Origin of the sequence: Roseburia sp. 499 (genome assembly GCF_001940225.2) — a bacterium.
In the GTDB taxonomy this organism is placed as follows: domain Bacteria; phylum Bacillota; class Clostridia; order Lachnospirales; family Lachnospiraceae; genus Petralouisia.
The window spans coordinates 884604-906665 of record NZ_CP135164.1 but is presented as its reverse complement, the minus strand read 5'-3'; the positions used below and the strand labels follow the sequence as shown (position 1 = coordinate 906665).

General features: G+C 39.5%; 21 protein-coding genes. 2 read left to right on the top strand and 19 right to left on the bottom strand.

Annotated elements, in window-relative coordinates:
• Positions 1-6: 6 nt before the first annotated feature.
• The 3 genes from galE to BIV20_RS04555 all read right to left on the bottom strand — a co-directional run bounded on the left by galE (position 7) and on the right by BIV20_RS04555 (position 3221).
• Positions 7-1023, bottom strand: coding sequence for a UDP-glucose 4-epimerase GalE (gene galE / locus BIV20_RS04565; protein WP_075718524.1), 1017 nt, complete (start codon positions 1021-1023; stop codon positions 7-9).
• A gap of 147 nt (positions 1024-1170) precedes the next feature.
• Positions 1171-2283: a phosphotransferase enzyme family protein gene (locus BIV20_RS04560; protein WP_075718522.1), complete on the bottom strand. Its 1113-nt coding sequence runs from the start codon at positions 2281-2283 to the stop codon at positions 1171-1173.
• Positions 2284-2306: 23 nt separating this feature from the next.
• Positions 2307-3221, bottom strand: coding sequence for a sugar phosphate nucleotidyltransferase (locus tag BIV20_RS04555; RefSeq protein WP_075718520.1), 915 nt, complete (start codon positions 3219-3221; stop codon positions 2307-2309).
• Positions 3222-3368: 147 nt separating this feature from the next.
• Between BIV20_RS04555 and BIV20_RS04550 the strand changes: the two genes are divergently transcribed.
• The gene (locus BIV20_RS04550) at positions 3369-4262 is read left to right on the top strand and encodes an AraC family transcriptional regulator (RefSeq protein ID WP_075718518.1); all 894 of its coding nucleotides are present in this window, start codon (positions 3369-3371) and stop codon (positions 4260-4262) included.
• A 123-nt stretch (positions 4263-4385) separates the two neighbouring features.
• Here BIV20_RS04550 and efp read toward each other — a convergent pair whose 3' ends face one another.
• The 9 genes from efp to glpK form a co-directional block, all read right to left on the bottom strand.
• A complete protein-coding gene (gene efp, locus BIV20_RS04545; protein ID WP_075718516.1) occupies positions 4386-4943 on the bottom strand; it encodes an elongation factor P in 558 nt (185 codons plus the stop codon).
• Positions 4944-5039: 96 nt separating this feature from the next.
• On the bottom strand, positions 5040-5489 hold the full coding sequence (gene rpiB, locus BIV20_RS04540; RefSeq protein ID WP_075718514.1) for a ribose 5-phosphate isomerase B: 450 nt from the start codon (positions 5487-5489) through the stop codon (positions 5040-5042).
• Between the two features lie 13 nt (positions 5490-5502).
• A complete protein-coding gene (locus BIV20_RS04535; protein ID WP_075718512.1) occupies positions 5503-6009 on the bottom strand; it encodes a YqeG family HAD IIIA-type phosphatase in 507 nt (168 codons plus the stop codon).
• A gap of 98 nt (positions 6010-6107) precedes the next feature.
• Entirely contained in the window at positions 6108-6560 is a 453-nt protein-coding gene (gene nrdR, locus BIV20_RS04530; protein ID WP_075718510.1) for a transcriptional regulator NrdR, read from the bottom strand.
• 71 nt (positions 6561-6631) lie between these two features.
• Complete coding sequence (locus BIV20_RS04525) at positions 6632-6880, bottom strand: YlmC/YmxH family sporulation protein (RefSeq protein ID WP_075718508.1); 249 nt, start codon at positions 6878-6880, stop codon at positions 6632-6634.
• 68 nt (positions 6881-6948) lie between these two features.
• A complete protein-coding gene (locus BIV20_RS04520; protein ID WP_075718506.1) occupies positions 6949-7317 on the bottom strand; it encodes a DUF1667 domain-containing protein in 369 nt (122 codons plus the stop codon).
• A gap of 4 nt (positions 7318-7321) precedes the next feature.
• On the bottom strand, positions 7322-8584 hold the full coding sequence (locus BIV20_RS04515; protein WP_075718504.1) for an NAD(P)/FAD-dependent oxidoreductase: 1263 nt from the start codon (positions 8582-8584) through the stop codon (positions 7322-7324).
• A gap of 24 nt (positions 8585-8608) precedes the next feature.
• Entirely contained in the window at positions 8609-10045 is a 1437-nt protein-coding gene (locus tag BIV20_RS04510; RefSeq protein ID WP_075718502.1) for an NAD(P)/FAD-dependent oxidoreductase, read from the bottom strand.
• 2 nt (positions 10046-10047) lie between these two features.
• A complete protein-coding gene (gene glpK / locus BIV20_RS04505; protein ID WP_075718500.1) occupies positions 10048-11544 on the bottom strand; it encodes a glycerol kinase GlpK in 1497 nt (498 codons plus the stop codon).
• Between the two features lie 149 nt (positions 11545-11693).
• On the opposite strand from glpK, the gene BIV20_RS04500 reads away from it, so the two are divergent.
• A complete protein-coding gene (locus BIV20_RS04500; RefSeq protein ID WP_075719180.1) occupies positions 11694-11957 on the top strand; it encodes a hypothetical protein in 264 nt (87 codons plus the stop codon).
• Between the two features lie 564 nt (positions 11958-12521).
• On the opposite strand, the gene BIV20_RS04495 is transcribed toward BIV20_RS04500, so the two are convergent.
• From BIV20_RS04495 to BIV20_RS04465, 7 genes are all read right to left on the bottom strand, one after another.
• Complete coding sequence (locus tag BIV20_RS04495) at positions 12522-13301, bottom strand: TrmH family RNA methyltransferase (protein ID WP_075718498.1); 780 nt, start codon at positions 13299-13301, stop codon at positions 12522-12524.
• 14 nt (positions 13302-13315) lie between these two features.
• Positions 13316-14293: a 6-phosphofructokinase gene (gene pfkA, locus BIV20_RS04490; protein WP_075718496.1), complete on the bottom strand. Its 978-nt coding sequence runs from the start codon at positions 14291-14293 to the stop codon at positions 13316-13318.
• 149 nt (positions 14294-14442) lie between these two features.
• A complete protein-coding gene (locus BIV20_RS04485; protein WP_075718494.1) occupies positions 14443-17916 on the bottom strand; it encodes a DNA polymerase III subunit alpha in 3474 nt (1157 codons plus the stop codon).
• Positions 17917-18132: 216 nt separating this feature from the next.
• Positions 18133-19065, bottom strand: coding sequence for a cysteine synthase A (cysK, locus tag BIV20_RS04480; RefSeq protein WP_075718492.1), 933 nt, complete (start codon positions 19063-19065; stop codon positions 18133-18135).
• An 18-nt stretch (positions 19066-19083) separates the two neighbouring features.
• Positions 19084-20391, bottom strand: a complete 1308-nt coding sequence (locus BIV20_RS04475) for an O-acetylhomoserine aminocarboxypropyltransferase/cysteine synthase family protein (protein ID WP_075718490.1) — start codon at positions 20389-20391, stop codon at positions 19084-19086.
• Between the two features lie 463 nt (positions 20392-20854).
• The gene (locus BIV20_RS04470) at positions 20855-21154 is read right to left on the bottom strand and encodes a YerC/YecD family TrpR-related protein (RefSeq protein WP_075718488.1); all 300 of its coding nucleotides are present in this window, start codon (positions 21152-21154) and stop codon (positions 20855-20857) included.
• Positions 21155-21255: 101 nt separating this feature from the next.
• Entirely contained in the window at positions 21256-21978 is a 723-nt protein-coding gene (locus tag BIV20_RS04465) for a phosphatase (RefSeq protein ID WP_075718486.1), read from the bottom strand.
• Between the last annotated feature and the right edge of the window lie 84 nt (positions 21979-22062).

Sequence of the window (22062 nt, the reverse complement as noted above, 5' to 3'; positions counted from 1 at the left end):
TGACTTTTACTTCCGATATCCATCCGGATTCATACTCTGCCATCTCCAGGAATCTGCACACATACGTTCAATTCCATATTCAGCCTCCCATTCTAATTCTCTCTTTGCCTTGGAAGCGTCGGAATAACAGGTTGCAATATCTCCTGCTCTTCTTGGTTTTATTTCATATGGGATTTCTTTTCCACATGCTTTTTCATAGGCTTTTACCACATCCAGTACACTATAACCAATACCTGTTCCCAGATTATAGATACTTACGCCTGATTTGTCCTCTATCTTCTTTAAAGCCTTTACATGACCCTTTGCAAGGTCTACTACATGAATATAATCACGCACACCGGTTCCGTCCGGAGTATCATAGTCATTTCCAAATACACCAAGACATTTCAACTTGCCTACTGCCACCTGCGCAATATAAGGTACCAGATTATTTGGAATTCCCTTCGGGTCTTCCCCAATCAATCCACTTTCATGTGCTCCAATTGGATTAAAGTAACGAAGCAACACAACATTCCACTCTGGATCTGCCACATGGAAGTCTGTCAGAATCTGCTCTAACATTCCCTTTGTCTGGCCATATGGATTGGTGATTTTTCCCTTCGGGCACTCTTCTGTAATCGGAATGATTGCCGGATCTCCATATACGGTTGCAGAGGATGAGAAAATAATATTCTTTACTCCATGCTTACGCATCACATCACACAACACCAATGTTCCTGAAATATTATTATAATAATATTCTAATGGCTTGCTTACAGACTCACCCACTGCTTTCAGTCCTGCGAAATGGATGACACTGTCGATTTTCTCCGTATCAAAAATCTTTTCTAATGCTTCTCTGTCTAAAATATCTGCCTCATAGAATGGAACTTTCACACCTGTAATCTGCTCCACTCTTTTTACTGCTTCTTCGCTGGAATTTACCAGGTTATCCACAACTACTACATCATATCCTGCATTTATTAACTCAATACAGGTATGACTTCCAATATATCCTGCTCCTCCTGTTACTAAAATTGCCATAATATTTCCTCCTAGATATGTAATACTAAATTTTCGGCATTTTTCTCTGCTTTTACTTACATCATACCATAACCTTTTCCGTATGAAAATGATTTTTACTATTTTTAGTAAAATTGTATATTTCTTTCATATATTTTTAGTAAAACTTTACTTATGTATTTTTGCGCATTCCTCTACAATCTGTTCCATGCAACTCCATTTCTCTTCCATGTCTGCCACCAATTTCATTTGCGTTCTGGCACGATCAAGATTCTGACCTTCTCGATGTGTTTTAAAATACACATCTCCCTGCAAATAATCTGTAAGGAAACGCATACCACACTCATAGGTCATGGTTTTTGCTCCCATAGGAAGCATTTTTATCTCTGTTTCCGTCAATCTTCCACCACAGCCTTTTAAAAATCCCTGTACATACAGTTCAAACAAATGCATATCGCAGCTTACCTTGGACAAATCCTGTTCGTCTTCCGCTGCGGTACTTGCACCGAAACGAATGGAATCTCCAAAATCATGTACCGCAAGTCCCGGCATCACTGTATCCAAATCAATGACACAGATTCCTTTTCCGGTCTTTACATCCATCATAATATTATTCAGTTTTGTATCATTATGCGTAACACGAAGGGGCAATTTCCCTTCTTTCAGCATATTTCCAAGTATCTGTGCCGTTTCTTTTCTGTTTTTGAAAAATGCTATTTCTTCCTCTACTTCCGCAGCTCTTTCACAAATATCTTCTTCTACTGCCTTCAAAAAAGTCTGATACCGCGCTGCAGTATCGTGAAATCCCGGTATAGTCTCATGAAGTGTTTCTGCCGGATAATCAGAAAGAAGCTGCTGGAAGTTTCCAAATGCCACTGCACTTTCGTAAAAATCCTGTTCCGACTCCACCCTGTCGTAGCTTACTGCATCTTCTACCATATTGTACATCCGCCAGTATTCACCTGCTTCGTCAACATAAAAACTTTTTCCGTTCTTTGTCGCAATTACATTTAGCGTTTCCCGACTGGTATCACCACCGGCTTTCTCTATTTTTTTCTTCAAAAAAGAGGTGACTCCCATAATGTTTTCCATCACTTCTTCCGGATGAGTAAATATGCTACGATTCATTCGCTGCAAAATATAACGTTTCTCACCCTCCACCAAAAAGGTATCGTTAATATGTCCGCTTCCATAACCAACTGCACTTTTGGCCTCTCCATCCATCTGAAATTCTTTCGTTACTACTAAGGCCTGTTTCTCCAATTTCATCTGACGTTCCATCGATAACCCGCCCCCTGTTCTGGCTAAAATTCTTCCGGATACATTCCACTTTTCTTTAATCCTGCTATAGCATTTACCACCATTTCCTTATCTTCCTTATAGGTAACTCCATACCACTTATCCATAGAAGTAAGTACTTTTACACTTGCCTTTCCCTGCTGTAACAATTCATCCACAGCAAATGGAAGGAAATATTCTCCCTTTAATGGATTCTCTGGTAATTCTTCCTTTAAAAACTTTTGGAATCCTTGCTCTAATTCCTTAATAATACTCTCTGAGAATCCCCACATATTCATGGAAACTGTACTTTCCATAGGTAACTCGTTCCATGTAACTCCATCATCTTCTGTATACGCTGCTCCACCATTTCTTTTTTCAATATGAGTACGCTCATGTATATCGGTCAAAAATCCTTCTGCATCGGTCTCACATATACCTCTTGCCACATGACCGTTATCCGTCAAAGTATTCTTCAACGCATATCCGACCATAGTGTAACGATACTTCTCATCATCCTGATGATTTACCAGATAATCATAAATCACTTTATATGCATGCTTTCCGTAATAATCATCTGCATTGATTACTGCAAAAGGTCCATCAATTACATCCTTGCAACATAAAATTGCATGACCGGTTCCGTAAGGTTTTTCTCTCCCTTCCGGAATCTGAAATCCTTCCGGCAGTTTATCCAGCTCCTGGTATACATATTCCACCTGGATTTTCTTTTCCACTCGTTTCCCAATTGCTTCCTTAAAAACTTTTTCATTTGCCTTTTTAATAATAAATACAACTTTCTCAAATCCTGCTTCTATTGCATCGTATATAGAAAAATCAATAATAATATGTCCTTGTGCATCCACTGGGTCAACCTGCTTCAATCCACCATAACGGCTTCCCATTCCTGCTGCCATAATTACTAATACTGGTTTTTTCATTCCCATACCCTCCTTAAGGTAATTATCCTTTTGTTCTATATCATGATAATATAAAAAAAAGGTTCTGTATTTGCACAATTTTTTTGGTTTTTTGCACAATTATATGTTAAAATAGAGTTATCAATTTTTTAACCTAAAGGAGGCGCTATGGATTTTTATAAATATTCCCTTACCAAGCTTTTTGACATTCCACAAATTATTACGATACATTATTTTGAATATGGCGCTGATTTTTCCTTTGATGGAGAATCCCATGACTTTTGGGAATTTCTGTGTGTAGACAAGGGTGAAGTTACGGTTACCGCAGATGATAATACCTACCAGTTAAAAAAAGGCGATATTATCTTTCATAAGCCTAACCAGTTTCATTCTGTCACCACAAACGGCATCACCGCTCCGAACCTAGTGGTTGTCTCCTTTGTATGCCATTCTCCTGCTATGGATTTCTTTGAAGATAGAATCTGTTCACTTGGTGAACGCGAACGCAATTTGCTTGCAACAGTTATTGCAGAAGCCTCTCATGCTTTTGTTACTCCTCTGGACAATCCATACACTCGTGGTTTAGAAAAGAATCCGGAACCAATCCCCGGAACGGAACAGATGATTCAATCGTCCTTAGAGCAATTTTTGATTTCTCTTTACCGCCGAGGAACTTCTGCAAATACCGGAAATATTCTCACAAAATCAGTAAAATTAAAACAGGATGAGGAAACTTTTTCCCACATCCTGTCTTATATGAATGCCCACATTTCCGAATCACTGACGATTGAACAAATTTGCCATGATAATCTGCTAGGGCGCTCCCAGTTGCAAAAACTATTTCGCGCCAAATGCGACTGCGGTATTATAGACTATTTTTCTCATATGAAAATCACCCGTGCCAAGGAACTGATTCGCGAACAAAATATGAACTTTACGCAAATTGCTGATACGTTAGGATATACCTCTATCCACTACTTCTCCAGACAGTTTAAAAAAATCACTGGCATGAGTCCTTCAGAATATGCATTGTCTATTAAGGCAATGTCAGAAAAGCGCTAATCAGACATGACATTTTACTTTAATCTATGATAAAAAAATTCCAGAGTTTTTATTCTCTGGAATTTTTTTCTTTACAATCTTAATTATTTCTCTTGACTACCAACGTAGGTATTACAACGGCCCCTAAACTCTGGACAGATATTCACCTGTTCTGGTATCAATCTTAATTACATCATCCTGCTCTACGAATAATGGTACATATACAGTTGCTCCAGTTTCTACAACAGCCGGCTTTGTTGCACCAGTAGCTGTATCACCCTTGAATCCTGGCTCTGTATCAGTAATCGTTAATTCTACAAACAGAGGTGGTTCTACTGCAAATACGTTTCCGTTATGAGAACACATTTTAACCATTTCGTTTTCTTTTACGAACTTCAATGCATCACCGATGGTATCTGCATCCAAAGCAATCTGCTCATAGCTCTCTACGTCCATAAAGTGGTATAAATCTCCATCAGAATATAAGTACTGCATGTCTGCTCTATCAATACGCGCCTGTGGACATTTCTCAGTAGGACGGAAAGTCTTTTCTACTACACCGCCACTTTTAATGTTCTTTAACTTAGTTCTAACAAAGGCTGCACCTTTTCCTGGTTTTACATGCTGGAATTCAATAATCTGGTAAATGTTATTATCTAATTCTATCGTAATACCATTTCTAAAATCTCCTGCTGAAATCATTCGAATTTCCTCCTTAAGCTACTTATGGGCGCATTTCGCCCGACGTTTCTTCCATTTTATACTAAATGTCTATATATTTCAACCTTTTTTTATTCATTACTGGCATTCTCTCTGCTCAATCTCGCTAATCATATCAATTCGATTCTGATGTCTGCCACCTAAAAATTCTGCTTCCAGATAAGATTTCACAATATCTTTCGCCAATTCGCTTCCTACAATTCTTGCACCAAATGCAATAATATTGGCATTGTTATGCTCCTTGATTAAATGAGCTGTAGTCACATCTGAACATACACCGCAACGTACTCCCTTTACCTTATTTGCAGCCATGGAGATACCTACTCCTGTACCACAAATTAAAATGCCGCAATCTGCTTCACCGGATACTACAGCACGTCCCACTTTTTCACCAAATTCCGGATAATTACAGCTCTCATGTCCATCTGTACCAAAATTGATTACTTCATGTCCTAATCCCTTGACATATTCCATAATCTCCATTTTCAACTCAGTAGCTGCATGATCATTTCCTATTGCAATCTTCATTTTCAATCCCTTTCTACTTCTGCTTTTTCTGACTCTTTTTATAAAAGAACAGTACAATCTTTTCCAGATAACGTTTCAGAACAATCTGTATTTCTTCCTTCGGATGTATAGGCTTTGTCAGAATCGTACGGATTCCTGCCCGATTCGCACCATATACATCAGTAAAAATCTGGTCTCCCACAAACAGGGTGTTCTCTCGATTGGTTCCCATCAGTTCCATTGCACGCTGATAACCTCCAACCTTAGGTTTTCCGGCTTTAAAAATATAATTTACCTGCACTTCATCATTGAACATTTTTACACGCGGCTCCTTGTTATTAGACAACAAGCAACACTGATATCCCAGTTTCTTTAATGCTGTAAACAATTTCTTCGCCCGCTCATCTGCCGGAGCTCCATGAGGAACTAACGTATTGTCAATATCAAAGATAATACCACGGTAGCCTTCCTCGTACAGTTTTTCAAAATCAATTCCATAGGCAGATTCCAAATATTCTCCCGGATAAAATCTCTTAAGCATACATCTCTCCTGTACTTTGTTTTTTGTCCTTTGCAAGTATAACACCCCATTGGTATTTGTGCAAGAAAAAAAGAGTCCTCATCACCGGACTCTTCTACCTATTTATCCAAAATCTTCTTTAATTCGTTCATAAAAGTATTGACATCCTTAAATTCCCGATATACAGATGCAAATCTTACATAAGCCACCGGATCTAAACTTTCTAGCTTATTCATTACAATTTCACCAATCTGGGAACTGGATAGTTCCTTCTCTTCCCTGTTGAAAATCTCTACTTCTACCTCATCTACCAGCTTATTAATCTGATTTGCAGATACCGGTCTCTTATGACATGCCCGCAATACTCCTGCTTCTATCTTCGCACGGTCATACTGTTCTCTGTTATTGTCTTTCTTGATAACAATCAGTGGAATTGTCTCTACTTTCTCATAGGTAGTAAATCGCTTTCCACAATCATCACACAAACGTCTTCTTCGGATGGAACTATTATCATCCGCTGGTCTGGAATCAATTACTCTTGTATTATCACTGCTGCAAAACGGACACTTCATCGGGCTTTCCTCCTACGTTCACATATTTGGTATAAGTATAGCTTTCTTCCCAAATATTGTCAATCAATTTTTTACTTAGAAGGCTTTGTTTCCGGCAATTCCACCAATATAATATCCGGTCCGATCTTGACAACCTGTTTCCACGGAATTACCAAGTCATTATTCTTTCCCATGAACCCCCACAATTTCCCGCAACGTGGGATAATAATTGCCCGAACGCACCCGGTACATTCATCAATTTCAACATCTACCACAAATCCCAGACACTCACAATTACAAATATTAATGACTTCTTTTTCTCTTAATTCACATATACGCATAATATCCCCCTACCCTACTATATGCAAGAGAGGGATATTGGTGATTTGCATGTGAAGTTATATAAAATTTAAGATAGACTACCTACACTTTTCGTGGCTATTACATCTACTCCTGTATCTGCCACATTTTTCACAATAACATCCCCCATATGAACCGGAGCCTGCACCTTCACTCCTTTTAACGCTTTCATACACTCGAAAATCTTTTCCTTTGGAATGTCTTCTCTGGTTTTTACTGAAACAGCAGCCAATTTTCCTCCTTCTACCACTACCGTACTTGTTACGATTCTGGTTGGATTCGTTACTTCCTTTCTCGCATAAATCTCGCCACGTTTGCAGGTATTTCCCCTTACACTAACTACCTCTCCCTGATCAAGTTCTACACTAAGAGGACAGCCCATAGGACAACCGATACAAATTAACTCTCTTTTTTCCATACTTCTATGCCTCCTCTATTTTTACCGTAATCTGCGAAAGTTCCGTGTAAGCCATAAGCTGTTCCTTTGACAGTACTACCTCTTCCATCTCTCCCGGTGCTACAACCGGACGTTTCTTATGAATAATACGTTCCTCATCCAGATATACGGAAATATAACAGTTTTTATATACGTCCCCTACTCGAAAACGCACCGTATGCTTTTCATCCATTCGCGTAGGATTAATTGTCTTTGGAACGGTATAGCGTACCCCTTCCGTTACAGTAATTGGAATATCACTTCCACTTATTCTCTTTCCATGCAGGACATATTCTGCTGCATGTTTTCCTGCTGCATCCGCTTCTTGCGAAACAAAGTCCACCAAATCATGTACATGAAGTACATTTCCACAGGCAAATACTCCCTCTATATTTGTTTCTAAACATTCGTTCACCAAAGGACCTGAAGTTACCGGACTTATCTCTACTCCCAGTTCTCTGGAAAGTTCATTTTCCGGAATCAAACCGCAAGACAATAGTAATGTATCACAAGGGTAATACTCTTCTGTTCCAGGAATAGGGCGTCTATTTTCATCTACCTGTGCCAGAGTAATTCCCTTCACTCTTTCCTTTCCATCAATATCCACTACCGTATGACTTAATTTCAAAGGGATTCCGAAATCATCCAAACACTGTACAATATTTCTTTTTAATCCACCAGAGTAAGGCAATAATTCTGCAACTACCTTTACCTTAGCTCCTTCCAAGGTCATTCGTCTTGCCATAATAAGCCCAATATCCCCTGAACCTAAGATCACCACCTCTCGTCCCGGCATATATCCTTCCATATTCACCAGACGCTGAGCTGTTCCTGCAGAATAAATTCCAGCCGGACGGTGACCCGGGATATTCAATGCTCCTCTGGAACGTTCTCGGCAACCCATTGCTAAAATTACCGCCTTTGCCTGAATCTCAATCATTCCTTCTTCCCTGTTCATGGCAGTTACAATTTTATTTTTCGTAATCCCCAATACCATGGTATTTAATTTGTATTCAATCTTTTCCTCCACTAATTGTTCCATAAATCTTCCCGCATATTCCGGTCCTGTGAGTTCTTCTTGAAACGTATGTAAGCCAAACCCATTATGAATACATTGATTTAAAATTCCTCCCAGTTCCTTATCGCGTTCCAATACTAAAATATGCTCTACCCCATGCTTTTTTGCCGATATGGCTGCTGCAAGTCCTGCCGGGCCACCGCCTATAATTACAATATCATAGTTTAACATACGCTTCTCCTCCTGGCTTTCTGACTATATCCTATCCTTATTGACGCCTACAATAATTTTAGAATTGCCGCCTGACTTTGTAATCTCCGATGCTTCTACCCCAAGTTCCCTTGCCAGAATCTCTATGGTTCTTGGCGAACAAAAACCTGACTGGCAGCGTCCCATTCCTGCTCTGGTTCTCCTTTTTACTCCGTCCAGAGATTTTGCACCTAATGGGCGATGAATTGCATCCAGGATTTCTCCCTCTGTAATCATCTCACAACGGCAGATAACATTTCCGTATTCCGGCTTTTCCTGAATCAATGCATTTCTTTCCTCTTTACTTAACATCTTAGGGTCTAAGATTCCTTTTCTGTTTCCTTTAAAATCAGACTTTTGTTCTGCATGACTTAAATCTCGAATAATATCAGCTACCATTTTACCGATTGCCGGCGCACTGGTCAGCCCCGGCGACTCAATTCCTGCGCAATCAATGAATCCCTTTGCTCCTTCCACTTCTCCGATTATAAACTCATGCCCTTCCTCATGAGCGCGTAAGCCAGCAAATGAAGTAATGACCTGTCGAATAGGTAAGCCTTTTACTGTCTTTCCTGCTTTACTAATTAATGCATCCAGTCCTGCCTGCGTAGTATTGGTTCCTTCTTTATCTCCAACATCAATAGCAGTTGGCCCTACCAGAGTATTTCCATGTACTGTGGGCGTTACCAATACCCCTTTTCCAAACTTACCCGGAAGTTGAAAAATGGTATGATTTACAAATCCTTCTGTGGAACGGTCTAACAGGCAATAATCACCACGTCTCGGTGTAATATGAATCTTCTTATCACTTACCATGTTATGAAAAACATCCGCATAAACGCCTGCGGCATTTACAATATATCTCGTCTCAAAATCTCCCCGGCTTGTCTTTACTATCCAGTTTTCACCATTCTTTTCAAAACCTTTTACCTCAGTATCAAACTGAAACTCTACCCCATTATCTGCCGCATTTTCTGCATATGCAATATTCATACCAAATGGACATACAATTCCGCTGGTTGGTGCATACAATGCCGCCACTGCTTCCTCTGCAATATTGGTTTCCATTCTTACCAATTCTTCCCCGGCAATTATTCTTAGATCTTTTACCCCGTTCTTCACTCCTCTTTCATAAAGTGCCTGTAATCTCGGCATTTCTTCCTCATTCAGACAGACAACTAAAGCCCCAATTTTCTTAAAAGGAAAATCCAGTTCTTTGGAAAGATTCTCCATCATCTGATTTCCCTCTACATTTAACTTTGCCATAAGTGAACCACTGGGCGCATCGAATCCGGCATGAACAATAGCACTGTTTGCCTTAGAAGTTCCACAGCATACATCTTCTTCCTTTTCTACCACGCATATCTTCAAATTATATCTGGAAAGTTCTCTTGCTGATGCACTTCCTGATACTCCTGCCCCAATAATCACTACGTCATACATAGCTACTCCTCCTTTGCCCAACCATAGGAATACTTCACAGCTTTGTTCCAGCCTTTTATTTTTTCCGCTCTTTCTTCGGCTGAAATCTTTGGTTCAAAGGTCTGATCAATGGCCCAATTCTTAATCACATCTTCCTTACTTTCCCAATACCCCACAGCAAGCCCTGCCAGATAAGCTGCACCCATTGCTGTCGTTTCCACGCAAGAGGGTCGATTAACAGGCGCATCGATAATATCTGCCTGAGTCTGCATCAGAAAATTATTTGCACTTGCTCCACCATCTACTTTCAATGAATTTAATTCAATGCCGGAATCTGCTTTCATTGCCTGTAACACATCATTGGTCTGATATGCTAATGATTCCAACGTAGCACGAATAATATGGTATTTATTTACTCCACGGGTAATTCCTACAATGGTTCCCCTTGCATACTGATCCCAGTGTGGCGCTCCTAACCCGGTAAAAGCAGGTACTACATAACAGCCATTGGTATCCTTTACTTTCTTCGCCATATACTCTGAATCTGAGGCACTATCAATGATTTTTAATTCATCACGCAACCACTGAATTGCCGCACCGGCTACAAAGATAGAACCCTCCAATGCATAATTCACTTTTCCATCAATTCCCCATGCAATGGTAGTCACCAATCCATTTTGGGAAAATACCGGCTTTTCCCCTGTATTCATCAGCATAAAGCATCCTGTTCCGTATGTATTTTTGGCTTCTCCTGCCTGAAAACAGGTCTGTCCAAACAATGCCGCCTGTTGATCTCCGGCAGCTCCGCTGACAGGAATTTGTCCTCCAAAAAAGGAAGCATCTGTCATGCCATAAACACAGCTGGAAGGCTTTGCTTCCGGCAACATACACTCCGGGATTTCCAATTCCGCCAGTATATCCTTGTCCCACTCTAAGGTATTGATATTGAACAACATAGTACGCGATGCATTGGAATAATCAGTTACATGTGCCTCTCCCTTTGTAAGTTTCCAAATCAGCCATGTCTCTACGGTTCCAAAAAGAAGCTCTCCATTTTCTGCTCTTTCTCGCACTCCCGGTACGTTATCAAGAATCCATTTTAATTTGGTTCCGGAAAAATATGCATCAATCACCAATCCTGTTTTTTGGCGAAACATATCTGTTAATCCTTTTTCTTTTAAATAATCACAATATTCCGATGTCCTGCGGCACTGCCATACAATAGCATTGTACACAGGTTCTCCTGTATTTTTATCCCATACAATCGTTGTCTCACGCTGATTTGTAATACCAATCGCTGCAATATCCTCCGCAGAAGCCCCAATCTTCTGCATTGCTTCTACTGCAACTCCCAGTTGTGTAGACCATATCTCGTTAGCATCATGTTCCACCCACCCCGGCTTTGGAAAATACTGTGTGAACTCTTTTTGAGCTACACTGCACATTTCTCCCTTTTCGTTAAAAAGAATACATCTGTTACTTGTGGTTCCGGCGTCTAGCGCCATAACGTATTTTCCCATTGTAAAACCCTCCTCCGATTTACCTTATATTACTATTTTACCTTCCCTTGTTCCCTTTGTCATTATACAATTTTAAGACATTGTATTTCCTCAACGGATTTGATATACTCGTAGCTGTAACACAACACATATCAAATAGAGAGGACACCATTATGCGCATCTGGTTTAAAATATTTAAGGATAATCGCCTTTTAAAAGACACTGTTATCACAGATTACAGTGACGATACAAGAACTCATAAAATCTTTCATGCCTTAGATCAGGCCTGCTATGAATTTGACTTAAGCAAACCTATCTGGCTGGACTCCACCGTGGCTGAATTCAAACGCCATGATAAAGCACGATTCTATCAAGATAACTTTGTAGAGGAAATAGAATTTGACTTTTTAGAGATTCATGTTATTGAGGAGTAAGATATAAAAATAATTATGGGAAGTTGAAACTTTTTTGTTTCTGATTCCTTTCAGATTTGACAAGGGCAAAACCAGACACACTTTTTAGCATGTCTAAATATTGCAGTTAGCGGAATGATATTAATTTCCCTAATTCGAAACTCGGTTTTTCCCTTCATGCAACTGAACCTGAATACAAAAAATCCGATTTTAATATGTTGAACACTTTGTGTTCTTCTTACAGCAGCATAAAAGAATGAATGGGTATGCCAGAAAGATGTTTGAGGACAGAGAAACATTGTCTTGAATGTGTATCTGTCCGAGTTCTTTTGGCATACCCTTATCGAACATTCTTGTTGCTGCTGTATAGAAGAACTAGAAGTGTGGGTTCATATTAAAATCGGATTTTTTGTATCAGGTTCTTTGCAGAAGAGGGAAAAACTTCAAACAACGAACTTAGGAAAATACATTTCCACCAACTACAATATAAGACATGCACAAAAGTGCTTTAGGTTTTCCCTTGTCAAATCTGAAAGGAAATCAGAACATAAAATGTCCGTAACTTCCCATAATTATTTTTATATCTTACCGCCTTTGGCGATTCACTTCATACATAAGCAGTGTTGCTGCAATTGCTGCATTCAACGACTCCACTTTTCCTTCCATCGGAATTCGAATATATTCGTCTGCAGATTCTGCGATTGTCTCAGACAATCCATTTCCTTCGTTTCCTATTAAGAATCCACATGGCTTTGTATAATCCGGCTTATCATAGGACATCGTTCCCTTTAAATGCGCCGCATACAAAGAAATATCCCTTTCTTTTAATTCCTGCAGTGTTTCTTCTAAAGAATCTGTTATATAAAAAGGCACACGGTAAAGTGACCCCATGGTAGAACGAATCGTTTTAGGATGAAATATATCTACGGTTGTCTTATTCATTAGAATTCCGGTCACTCCGGCTCCCTCCCCGGTACGAATCATGGTTCCGAGATTTCCCGGGTCTTGAATACTTTCTAATATAAGCAAATGAGAACTTCTCCCATCCTTCCCCAGCAAGTCCTCCAAGGTGTATTCCGGCATCTTCACCAACGCAAGAATTCCCTGAGGTGTCTGGGTATCACTGATTGTCTTAAACACATTATCCGCTACCACTTCATAGGAATAATTTTTCAATTTCTGTCCATGCTCCGGCACATTAAGAAAAGTCTCAGAGACATACATTGCCTGTATATCTTCTTTTGGTGCTTCCATGCACATTTTTATTCCTTCTACCACAAAAACCCGCTGTTCATAGCGGGTTTTTGCCTTCTTATTTAACTGGATAACATGCTTCATCTGCTGATTACTGGCACTTGTTATCATCGTATATTCCTCTTTTATTTCAGACTTAAGTTCTTGCAGATTTCATATTCGTATTCCGGAATCTGCTTCTGCATAGCCAATGCTTCGTTAATATCATCATCTACAAACTCTCCGTGACGATATCCTACGACACGATTGGACTTTCCTTCGCATAATAAGTCAACTGCATGAGCACCCATAGTAGATGCATATACACGGTCCTTACATGTAGGACTTCCACCACGCTGCATATGTCCTAAGATAGTAGCACGAGTTTCCATACCGGTAGCTGCTTCAATACGCTTTGCCATTTCTGTTGAATGTCCAATTCCTTCTGCATTTACAATGATGTAATGCTGCTTACCACGCTTACGCGCTGCAATAATATCATCTACAATTTTCTGCTCATCATAATCATATTTTTCCGGAAGCAGAACCATCTCTGCACCGTTTGCAATACCACACCACAATGCGATATATCCTGCGCCACGTCCCATAACCTCGATGACAGAACATCTTTCATGAGAAGTAGAAGTATCACGTACTTTATCGATTGCTTCCATTGCTGTATTAACAGCTGTATCAAAACCGATGGTGTATTCTGTACATGCAATATCCAAGTCAATAGTTCCTGGAAGTCCAATTGTGTTAATTCCAAGGTTTGCTAACTTCTGTGCTCCCTGGAAAGAACCGTCACCACCAATTACAACCAGTCCATCAATACCATGTTTTCTACAAATTTCAGCTCCCTGCTTCTGAACCTCTGGATTAACAAATTCCGGACATCTTGCAGTCTGAAGAATAGTTCCTCCGCGCTGGATAATATCGGATACATCCTTTGCTTCCATATCAATGATTTCTTCCTGAAGTAAACCTGCGTATCCTCTCTTGATACCTTTTACTTTTAATCCTTTTGCAAGTGCCTGTCTTACTACAGCTCTGATTGCTGCGTTCATTCCAGGTGCGTCTCCTCCACTGGTAAGCACACCTATTGTCTGGATCTTGTCTGCCATGACATTTCCCTCCTGTAATTCCATATTCTATATTTTATATAGCACTCGGGCAAATATTCGCCTGCCCGTTGCGCCAGATGCATGCTGTTGGTATTTTCCTTATGCATCTGTGTGCATAAATATCAATCTATTACATTCTAATATCTTTTTTACTGTTTTTCAATGCTCTTTTCTACAACTTTTACATTATTTTCACCCAAAAAGTTAGTTAAATTGTTCACAATCTCGTTAGAAACCCCAATATTTCGGCTTGGCGGAAGCCTTTTTATCTGTTTTTCACCCGAAATATAAATCACAACACTATCACTTCCGTCACAATTCTTTAACATCTGAAACAATTCTTCTTCCTTTTCTGCATAAGCATCTTTTGTTTCGAACTGGAGCCACAATTCTTTTCTGGTATCATCAAAAGAATAGATTTTCTCACAGATGAGCTTTCCATTCTTTTCTTCCTCTGTCGATACTCTCCCCCGGATAAATACTTTGTCATCTACATTCAAAAGTCTGCTATTCTTTTCGTAGTCTTTTGGAAAAATAATGACCTCCAAGGTTCCTACTAAGTCTTCTAATGTAATAAACGCCATTGTCTTGTTGTTTTTGGTATATTTTATGGTTTTATCCACAATCATTCCGCCAACAATGGCTTTTTCTCCATCTGCCACTTTCGTCTGGCCAGTTTCTTCATCCAACAGAAAATCTGTAGTAACTCTGGAAATATTCTTTCGCCACTTTTCTTCATATTCTTCTAATGGATGGCCACTGATGTACACTCCTAACACTTCTTTTTCAAAGCCCAGATACATTTCTTTGGAATATTCTCCTACATCCGGTAGCTTCACTTCAAAGTCTGCTTTTTCTTCTTCTCCTGCAAGATCAAACAATGTCATCTGACCTGCCATATTATTCTTCTTATCTTGCGCAATGGAATCCATGATTCCGGCATAAACCATCATGCTCTGCTTTCTGGTTGCACCCAAATTATCCAATGCTCCTGCCTTAATCAAATTTTCTACCACACGCTTATTGATTTCTCGGTCTGCCATTCGAGTCAAAAAATCTTTCAAACTGGTAAATTTTCCTCGTTCTTCACGTTCTTCGCAAAGCTTCTCAATCACTGTATGACTAACACTTTTTATTGCCGCAAGTCCGTAACGAATAGCCCCATCCGAAACTGAAAATCCACTTTCTCCCTCATTTACACTAGGTGGCAGTACCTGAATTCCCATTTGTCGACAAGTCAGAATATACTCAGATACCTTTCCTGAATTGTCCATAACAGAACTCATCAACGCTGCCATATATTCTACCGGATAATAATATTTCAAATACGCAGTCTGATAAGAGACTACTGCATAAGCAGCTGCATGAGACTTGTTGAAGGCATATTTTGCAAAATCTATCATTTCATCATAAATCTTATTTGCAACTGCTTCATCAATGCCATTGCTAATACATCCCGGTACCCCTTCCTCCGGATTTCCATAAACGAAGTTCTGACGCTCTTTTTCCATAACCGATGTCTTTTTCTTAGACATAGCACGACGCACCATATCACTTCGTCCCATGGTATATCCTGCAAGATCACGAACAATCTGCATAACCTGCTCCTGATATACGATACAGCCATAAGTTGGCTTCAGAATTGGTTCCAGTTGCGGACAATCGTAAACAATCGATTCCGGATTGTTCTTTCCTCTAATGTAAGCAGGAATAAAATCCATTGGTCCCGGACGATACAATGAGATTCCCGCAATAATATCTTCCAGGCTCTGCGGCTTTAATTCCTTCATAAAGTTCTTCATTCCGGCACTTTCTAACTGGAAAACGCCTTCCGTATGTCCGGTTCCAAGGGAATCCAGAACTGCTTTATCTTCAAAATCAATATGGTCAATATCCAGCTTTACTCCCTGGCTCTTTTCAATTAAACGCATTGCCTTCTGAATCACTGTTAAGTTACGTAATCCCAGAAAATCCATTTTTAACAATCCCAGTTCTTCTAATGTTGTCATAACAAACTGGGTAGTAATGGAACCATCCGATGCTCTGGATAGTGGTACAAACTCATCTACCGCTTTGGAACTGATAACAACTCCCGCTGCATGCATAGAAGTATGCCGTGGCAACCCTTCCAAACGTTTCGACATATCGATGAGTTTCTTTATATTCTCATCGCTTTCGTACATCCCACGCAATTCCGGATTCATCGTAAGCGCTTTTTCTATGGTAATTCCAAGTTCATTTGGAATCTGCTTTGCGATAGTGTCTACATAAGCATAAGGTAAGTCCATAACACGCCCTACATCACGAATGACTCCGCGGGCTGCCATCGTACCAAAGGTTACGATTTGAACCACCTGATCCTTACCATATTTACGGCTTACATAGTCAATGACCTCCTGCCGCCGTTCTACGCAAAAGTCAATATCAATATCCGGCATAGTAACACGCTCAGGATTCAAAAATCGCTCAAAAATCAAACTATAACGATTCGGGTCAATATTCGTAATCTCAAGGGTATAGGACACAATACTTCCTGCTGCACTGCCTCGTCCCGGTCCCACTGCAATTCCATTTTTTCTGGCATAATGAATAAAGTCCCACACAATTAGGAAATAATCTACATATCCCATCTGGTGAATGACACCCAATTCATATTCTAGTTGCGGCTTTAATTCCTCTTGTTTTTCCGGGGAATATCTTCGTTCCAATCCTTCATAACACAGCTTTTGTAAATATTCCCATGAGGTATATCCCTCCGGCACATCATATTTCGGTAATTTTAATACACCGAACTCAATCTCTACGTTACATCTGTCTGCAATTTTCTGCGTGTTTTCAATTGCTTGTAATGCGTATGGAAACAGTTCCCGCATTTGTTCTTCTGATTTTACATAGAACTGTCCGCCTTCATAACGCATACGATTCTCATCTGACAGTTTTTTCCCAGTCTGAATACACAGCAAAATGTCGTGGGAATCTACGTCTGTCTCATAAGTATAATGAACATCATTGGTGGCAACCAATTCAATTCCGGTATCCTGACTTAATCTCAGTAATTGCTGATTTACTGTTTTCTGCTCCGGCATACCATGATCCTGTAATTCCAGAAAATAATTTCCTTTTCCAAAGATTTCTTCGTGCCAAAGTGCTGCCTTTTTCGCTTCTTCATAATTTCCTTTTAACAAAAGTTTTTGTACTTCTCCTGCAAGACAAGCACTTAAACAGATAATCCCTTCATGATATGTCTCTAATACCTCGCGATCTATCCTTGGTTTATAATAATAGCCTTCAGTAAATCCACGAGATACAATTTTCATCAGATTGTGATACCCTTTATCGTTTTCTGCCAGTAAAATCAGGTGATAATATCGCTCTTCTCCCTCTACCTTTTCGCGGTCAAAACGGGAACCTGGTGCTACATAGACTTCACATCCCAAAATCGGCTTAATTCCCGCCTCCTTTGCAGCACGATAAAAATCAATGACACCATACATAACGCCATGGTCTGTAATGGCAGCACTGTTCATACCAAGCTCCTTTACCCTGGCAACATATTCTTTTATTTTATTGGAACCGTCCAACAGACTATATTCTGTATGGACGTGTAAATGTGCAAACGACATGTAAAACTCTCCTTGGTACTTTTATTTTCCTGCTATTTCTCTATTTCTGACACTGTCCTATTCTCGTACACATCCAACTTCTTCTGGGTACAATTAAACATATGTTTGATAATAGCATAAAATGCCGTAACTCTCAAGTAGCAACCATATATGCTCGAAAAAAAGACCTGAGCTCTCCTGCTTTTCAAGAGACCTCAGATCTTTCTAAATATTCCACTATTCTACGAACAATGAAGTAGAGTAATATCTATCACCGCTATCCGGCAACAATGCCACAATCGTTTTTCCTTCATTTTCCGGTTTCTTTGCCAACTCTAATGCAGCATATAATGCAGCTCCGGAGGAAATTCCTACCAATACTCCTTCCGTTTTTGCAATTTCTTTTCCGGTATCAAATGCCGCTTCATTTGATACTTTGAAAATCTCATCATAAACCTTTGTATTCAACGTATCCGGTACAAATCCGGCTCCAATTCCCTGAATCTTGTGAGGACCTGCTTTTCCTTCAGACAATACCGGAGATGATTCCGGTTCTACTGCTACTACCTTTATCTGTGGATTCTGAGATTTCAAGTATTCTCCGGTTCCGGATATTGTTCCTCCGGTTCCTACACCAGCCACAAAAATATCTACCTTTCCTTCTGTATCTTTCCAGATTTCCGGACCTGTAGTCTTCTTATGAATTTCCGGATTTGCCGGATTTTCAAACTGTCCCGGAATAAAGCTGTTTGGAATCTCTTTTGCCAATTCTTCTGCCTTGGCAATAGCTCCCTTCATTCCTTTTGGCCCCTCTGTCAGAACCAATTCTGCCCCGTATGCTTTTAAGATATTACGTCGTTCCACGCTCATGGTCTCCGGCATAGTAAGGATAACACGATATCCCTTCGCTGCTGCAATGGCTGCAAGACCAATTCCTGTATTTCCGGAGGTTGGCTCTATAATAACAGAGCCTTCCTTCAAAATTCCTTTTTCTTCCGCATCTTCAATCATGGCTTTTGCAATTCTGTCCTTAACACTTCCGGCAGGATTAAAATATTCCAATTTCACTAAAACTTTAGCTTTTAGGCCATGCTTTTTCTCTATGTTTGTAACCTCAACTAACGGAGTGTTTCCGATTAAATCCAGTGTTCCCTGATATATACCAGCCATTTTTGACTGCCTCCTTTTTTATTTTACTGCTTTAAATGCTTCTTCTAAATCTTCAATAATATCATCAATATGCTCTGTTCCAATTGACAAACGGATGGTGTTCTTGTAAATTCCCTGCTCATTTAACTCTTGCTCATTCAACTGAGAATGAGTTGTAGAAGCCGGATGGATTGCAAGAGACTTCACGTCTGCCACATTCGCCAGAAGTGAGAATACTTCCAGATTGTCAATAAAATCTTTTGCGGTACGGTCATCACCCTTGATTTCAAAGGTAAAGATAGATCCGCCGCCCTTCGGGAAATATTTCTTATACAACTCCTGCTGTTTTGGATCTTTAGACACAGACGGATGATGTACCTTTTCCACCTGTGGATGGTTGTTCAAATATTCTACTACTTTCAATGCATTTTCTACATGACGTTCTACTCTTAAGGACAATGTTTCCAATCCTTGCAAAAAGATAAATGCATGGAACGGAGAAATTGTTGCCCCAGTATCTCTTAATAAAATAGCACGAATCTTAGTAACAAATGCTGCCGGTCCCACTGCCTTTGTAAAGCTTACTCCATGATAGCTTGGATTTGGTTCTGTCAGAGATGGGAATTTTCCAGATGCTTCCCAATCAAATTTTCCACTATCTATAATAACTCCACCAATTGCAGTTCCATGTCCTCCAATAAACTTTGTTGCAGAATGTACTACGATATCTGCACCGTAATCGATTGGTCTTAACAGATATGGAGTAGCAAAGGTGCTGTCTACTACCAACGGAATCTTATGTGCATGAGCAACCTTTGCAATTGCTTCAATATCACTTACATCAGAATTTGGATTTCCAAGTGTTTCAATATAAAGTGCTTTTGTATTTTCATCGATTGCCTTTTCAAAGTTATTGACATCAGAAGGATCTACAAATGTAGTGGTAATTCCATATTCCGGAAGCGTATGCTCTAACAGGTTGTAGCTTCCACCGTAAATATTATTTGCTGCTACAATATTTTCCCCATTGTGTGCCAGATTCTGAATGGTGTAAGTAACAGCTGCTGCACCGGAAGCAACTGCAAGTGCTGCTACACCACCTTCCAAAGCTGCAATTCTCTGTTCAAAAATATCCTGAGTCGGATTAGTAAGTCTTCCATAAATATTTCCCGGATCCTGTAATCCAAATCTTGCTGCTGCATGGTCTGAATTATGGAATACATAAGAAGATGTTGCATAAATTGGAACTGCTCTTGCATCTGTAACCGGGTCTGCCTTTTCCTGTCCTACATGTAACTGTAATGTTTCAAATTTTAAATTTCTATCTGCGTATGCTTTTTTACTCATATTTTTTCTCTCCTTAATTTTACGAATGTTTTTGTTTTTATATTCTACATTTTATCTTTGACAACAGAAACAGCCACACATTCGGTCATCCTTTGTTATGTACAAATCTTTTTCTCTCACTTCTTTCATAGCTGGTTCTCCTTTTCCTATATTTTCTACTTGTTTAAGTGGTTATTTATTATAGTCATACTATATCCTACTTTTCCTACCTTGTCAATAGGTTTTTTTAAAAAATTAAAAAAGCGTCTGCTCGCCAGACTCTTTCGCGCCCGAGCGGTGTCGTTTACGACTAATTTCATCTCCGCGAGGTGCGCATCCCTTGCGGTATGTCAGAGCATACGCAGTATGCTGAACGTATCGCTTAGCGGAGCGTTTTTACTTTATAGGAATTGCAACGCAATTTCCTGTAAAGTAAAAAAATGTTGCTACATAATTGTAGCAACATCTCTTTTACCTCTCATTTTTATTCGTCTTTTTTCAATCCAATTCTTTCAAATACCATATCATAGCCATCGTTTCCATAATTCAAGGAACGATTTACTCTGCTAATAGTAGCTGTGGATGCACCTGTTTTCTCCGCTATATCCAAATACGTTTTCTGTGCCCGTAACATTCTGGCAACCTCAAATCGCTGAGATAAAGACAGCAATTCATTTACCGTACACACATCCTCAAAAAACGTATAGCATTCTTCTTTGTTCTCCAGACTCAGGATTGCTTCAAATAAATGGTCTACGGCGTCTGTTCTTAATTTTTTGCTCATATGCCATTTCTCCTTTTCATTGTCTCTCGTCCCGTACATTTCAGTACGTTATCATATAGTAATTTTAACATATTAAAGTTTTGAAGTAAATAGATAAATATCTACTTTTTACAGTAATAATTAATATAATCTTTTAGTATCTCCGGATGCACATTCACTAAAAGTTCTTCCGGAAAATTTGCTCTTTCTAACACCTCTCTGGCATAATCATGAGCTCCTACCGCCGTATCAATATGGGCATCTGAGTCCATTACTACAGGAACCTGATATTTGATACACAAACCAAGCATTTCATGATAAATTTCCCTTGGGTCTCCCCTAAAACTTCCCGGTGACAATGAAGCATTATTCACCTCAAGAATCACATTATATTCCTTTGCAGCCTTTACCAGTTGTTCATAGTCAACAGGCATTCTTGCATCATCCGGATGGGCAATAAAATTGATGTACGGATTCTTCATAGCTCCAATATAAGCTCTTGTATTTTCTGCCCTGCTTCCCGCTGTAAAACATGGTGTATGAAGACTCGCCAATGCCAAATCCATTTCTTTCAATATAGATTCCGGCAAGTCTACATGACCTTCATAATCCAGAATATTCAATTCAACACCATAAAGCACTGTCATTTCACCATGTTTTCTTGGCAATGCTCTATAATTCATAAAGTACATACTATTACAACTTCCCGGCATTGCGGGTGCATGTTCTGTAATTGCATATACTTCCAAGCCTTTTGTTGCTGCAGCTTCTATCATTTCCTTTCGCGTACTATAAGCATGTCCGCTAGCAATAGTATGAGTATGTAAATCTGTCTTATCTAACATAAATACCCTCTTTTCTACTTCACTTTCACTTTATTATGCATTTTCTCACAAGCGTATATTATACCGCATTAAACTAAAAAAGCA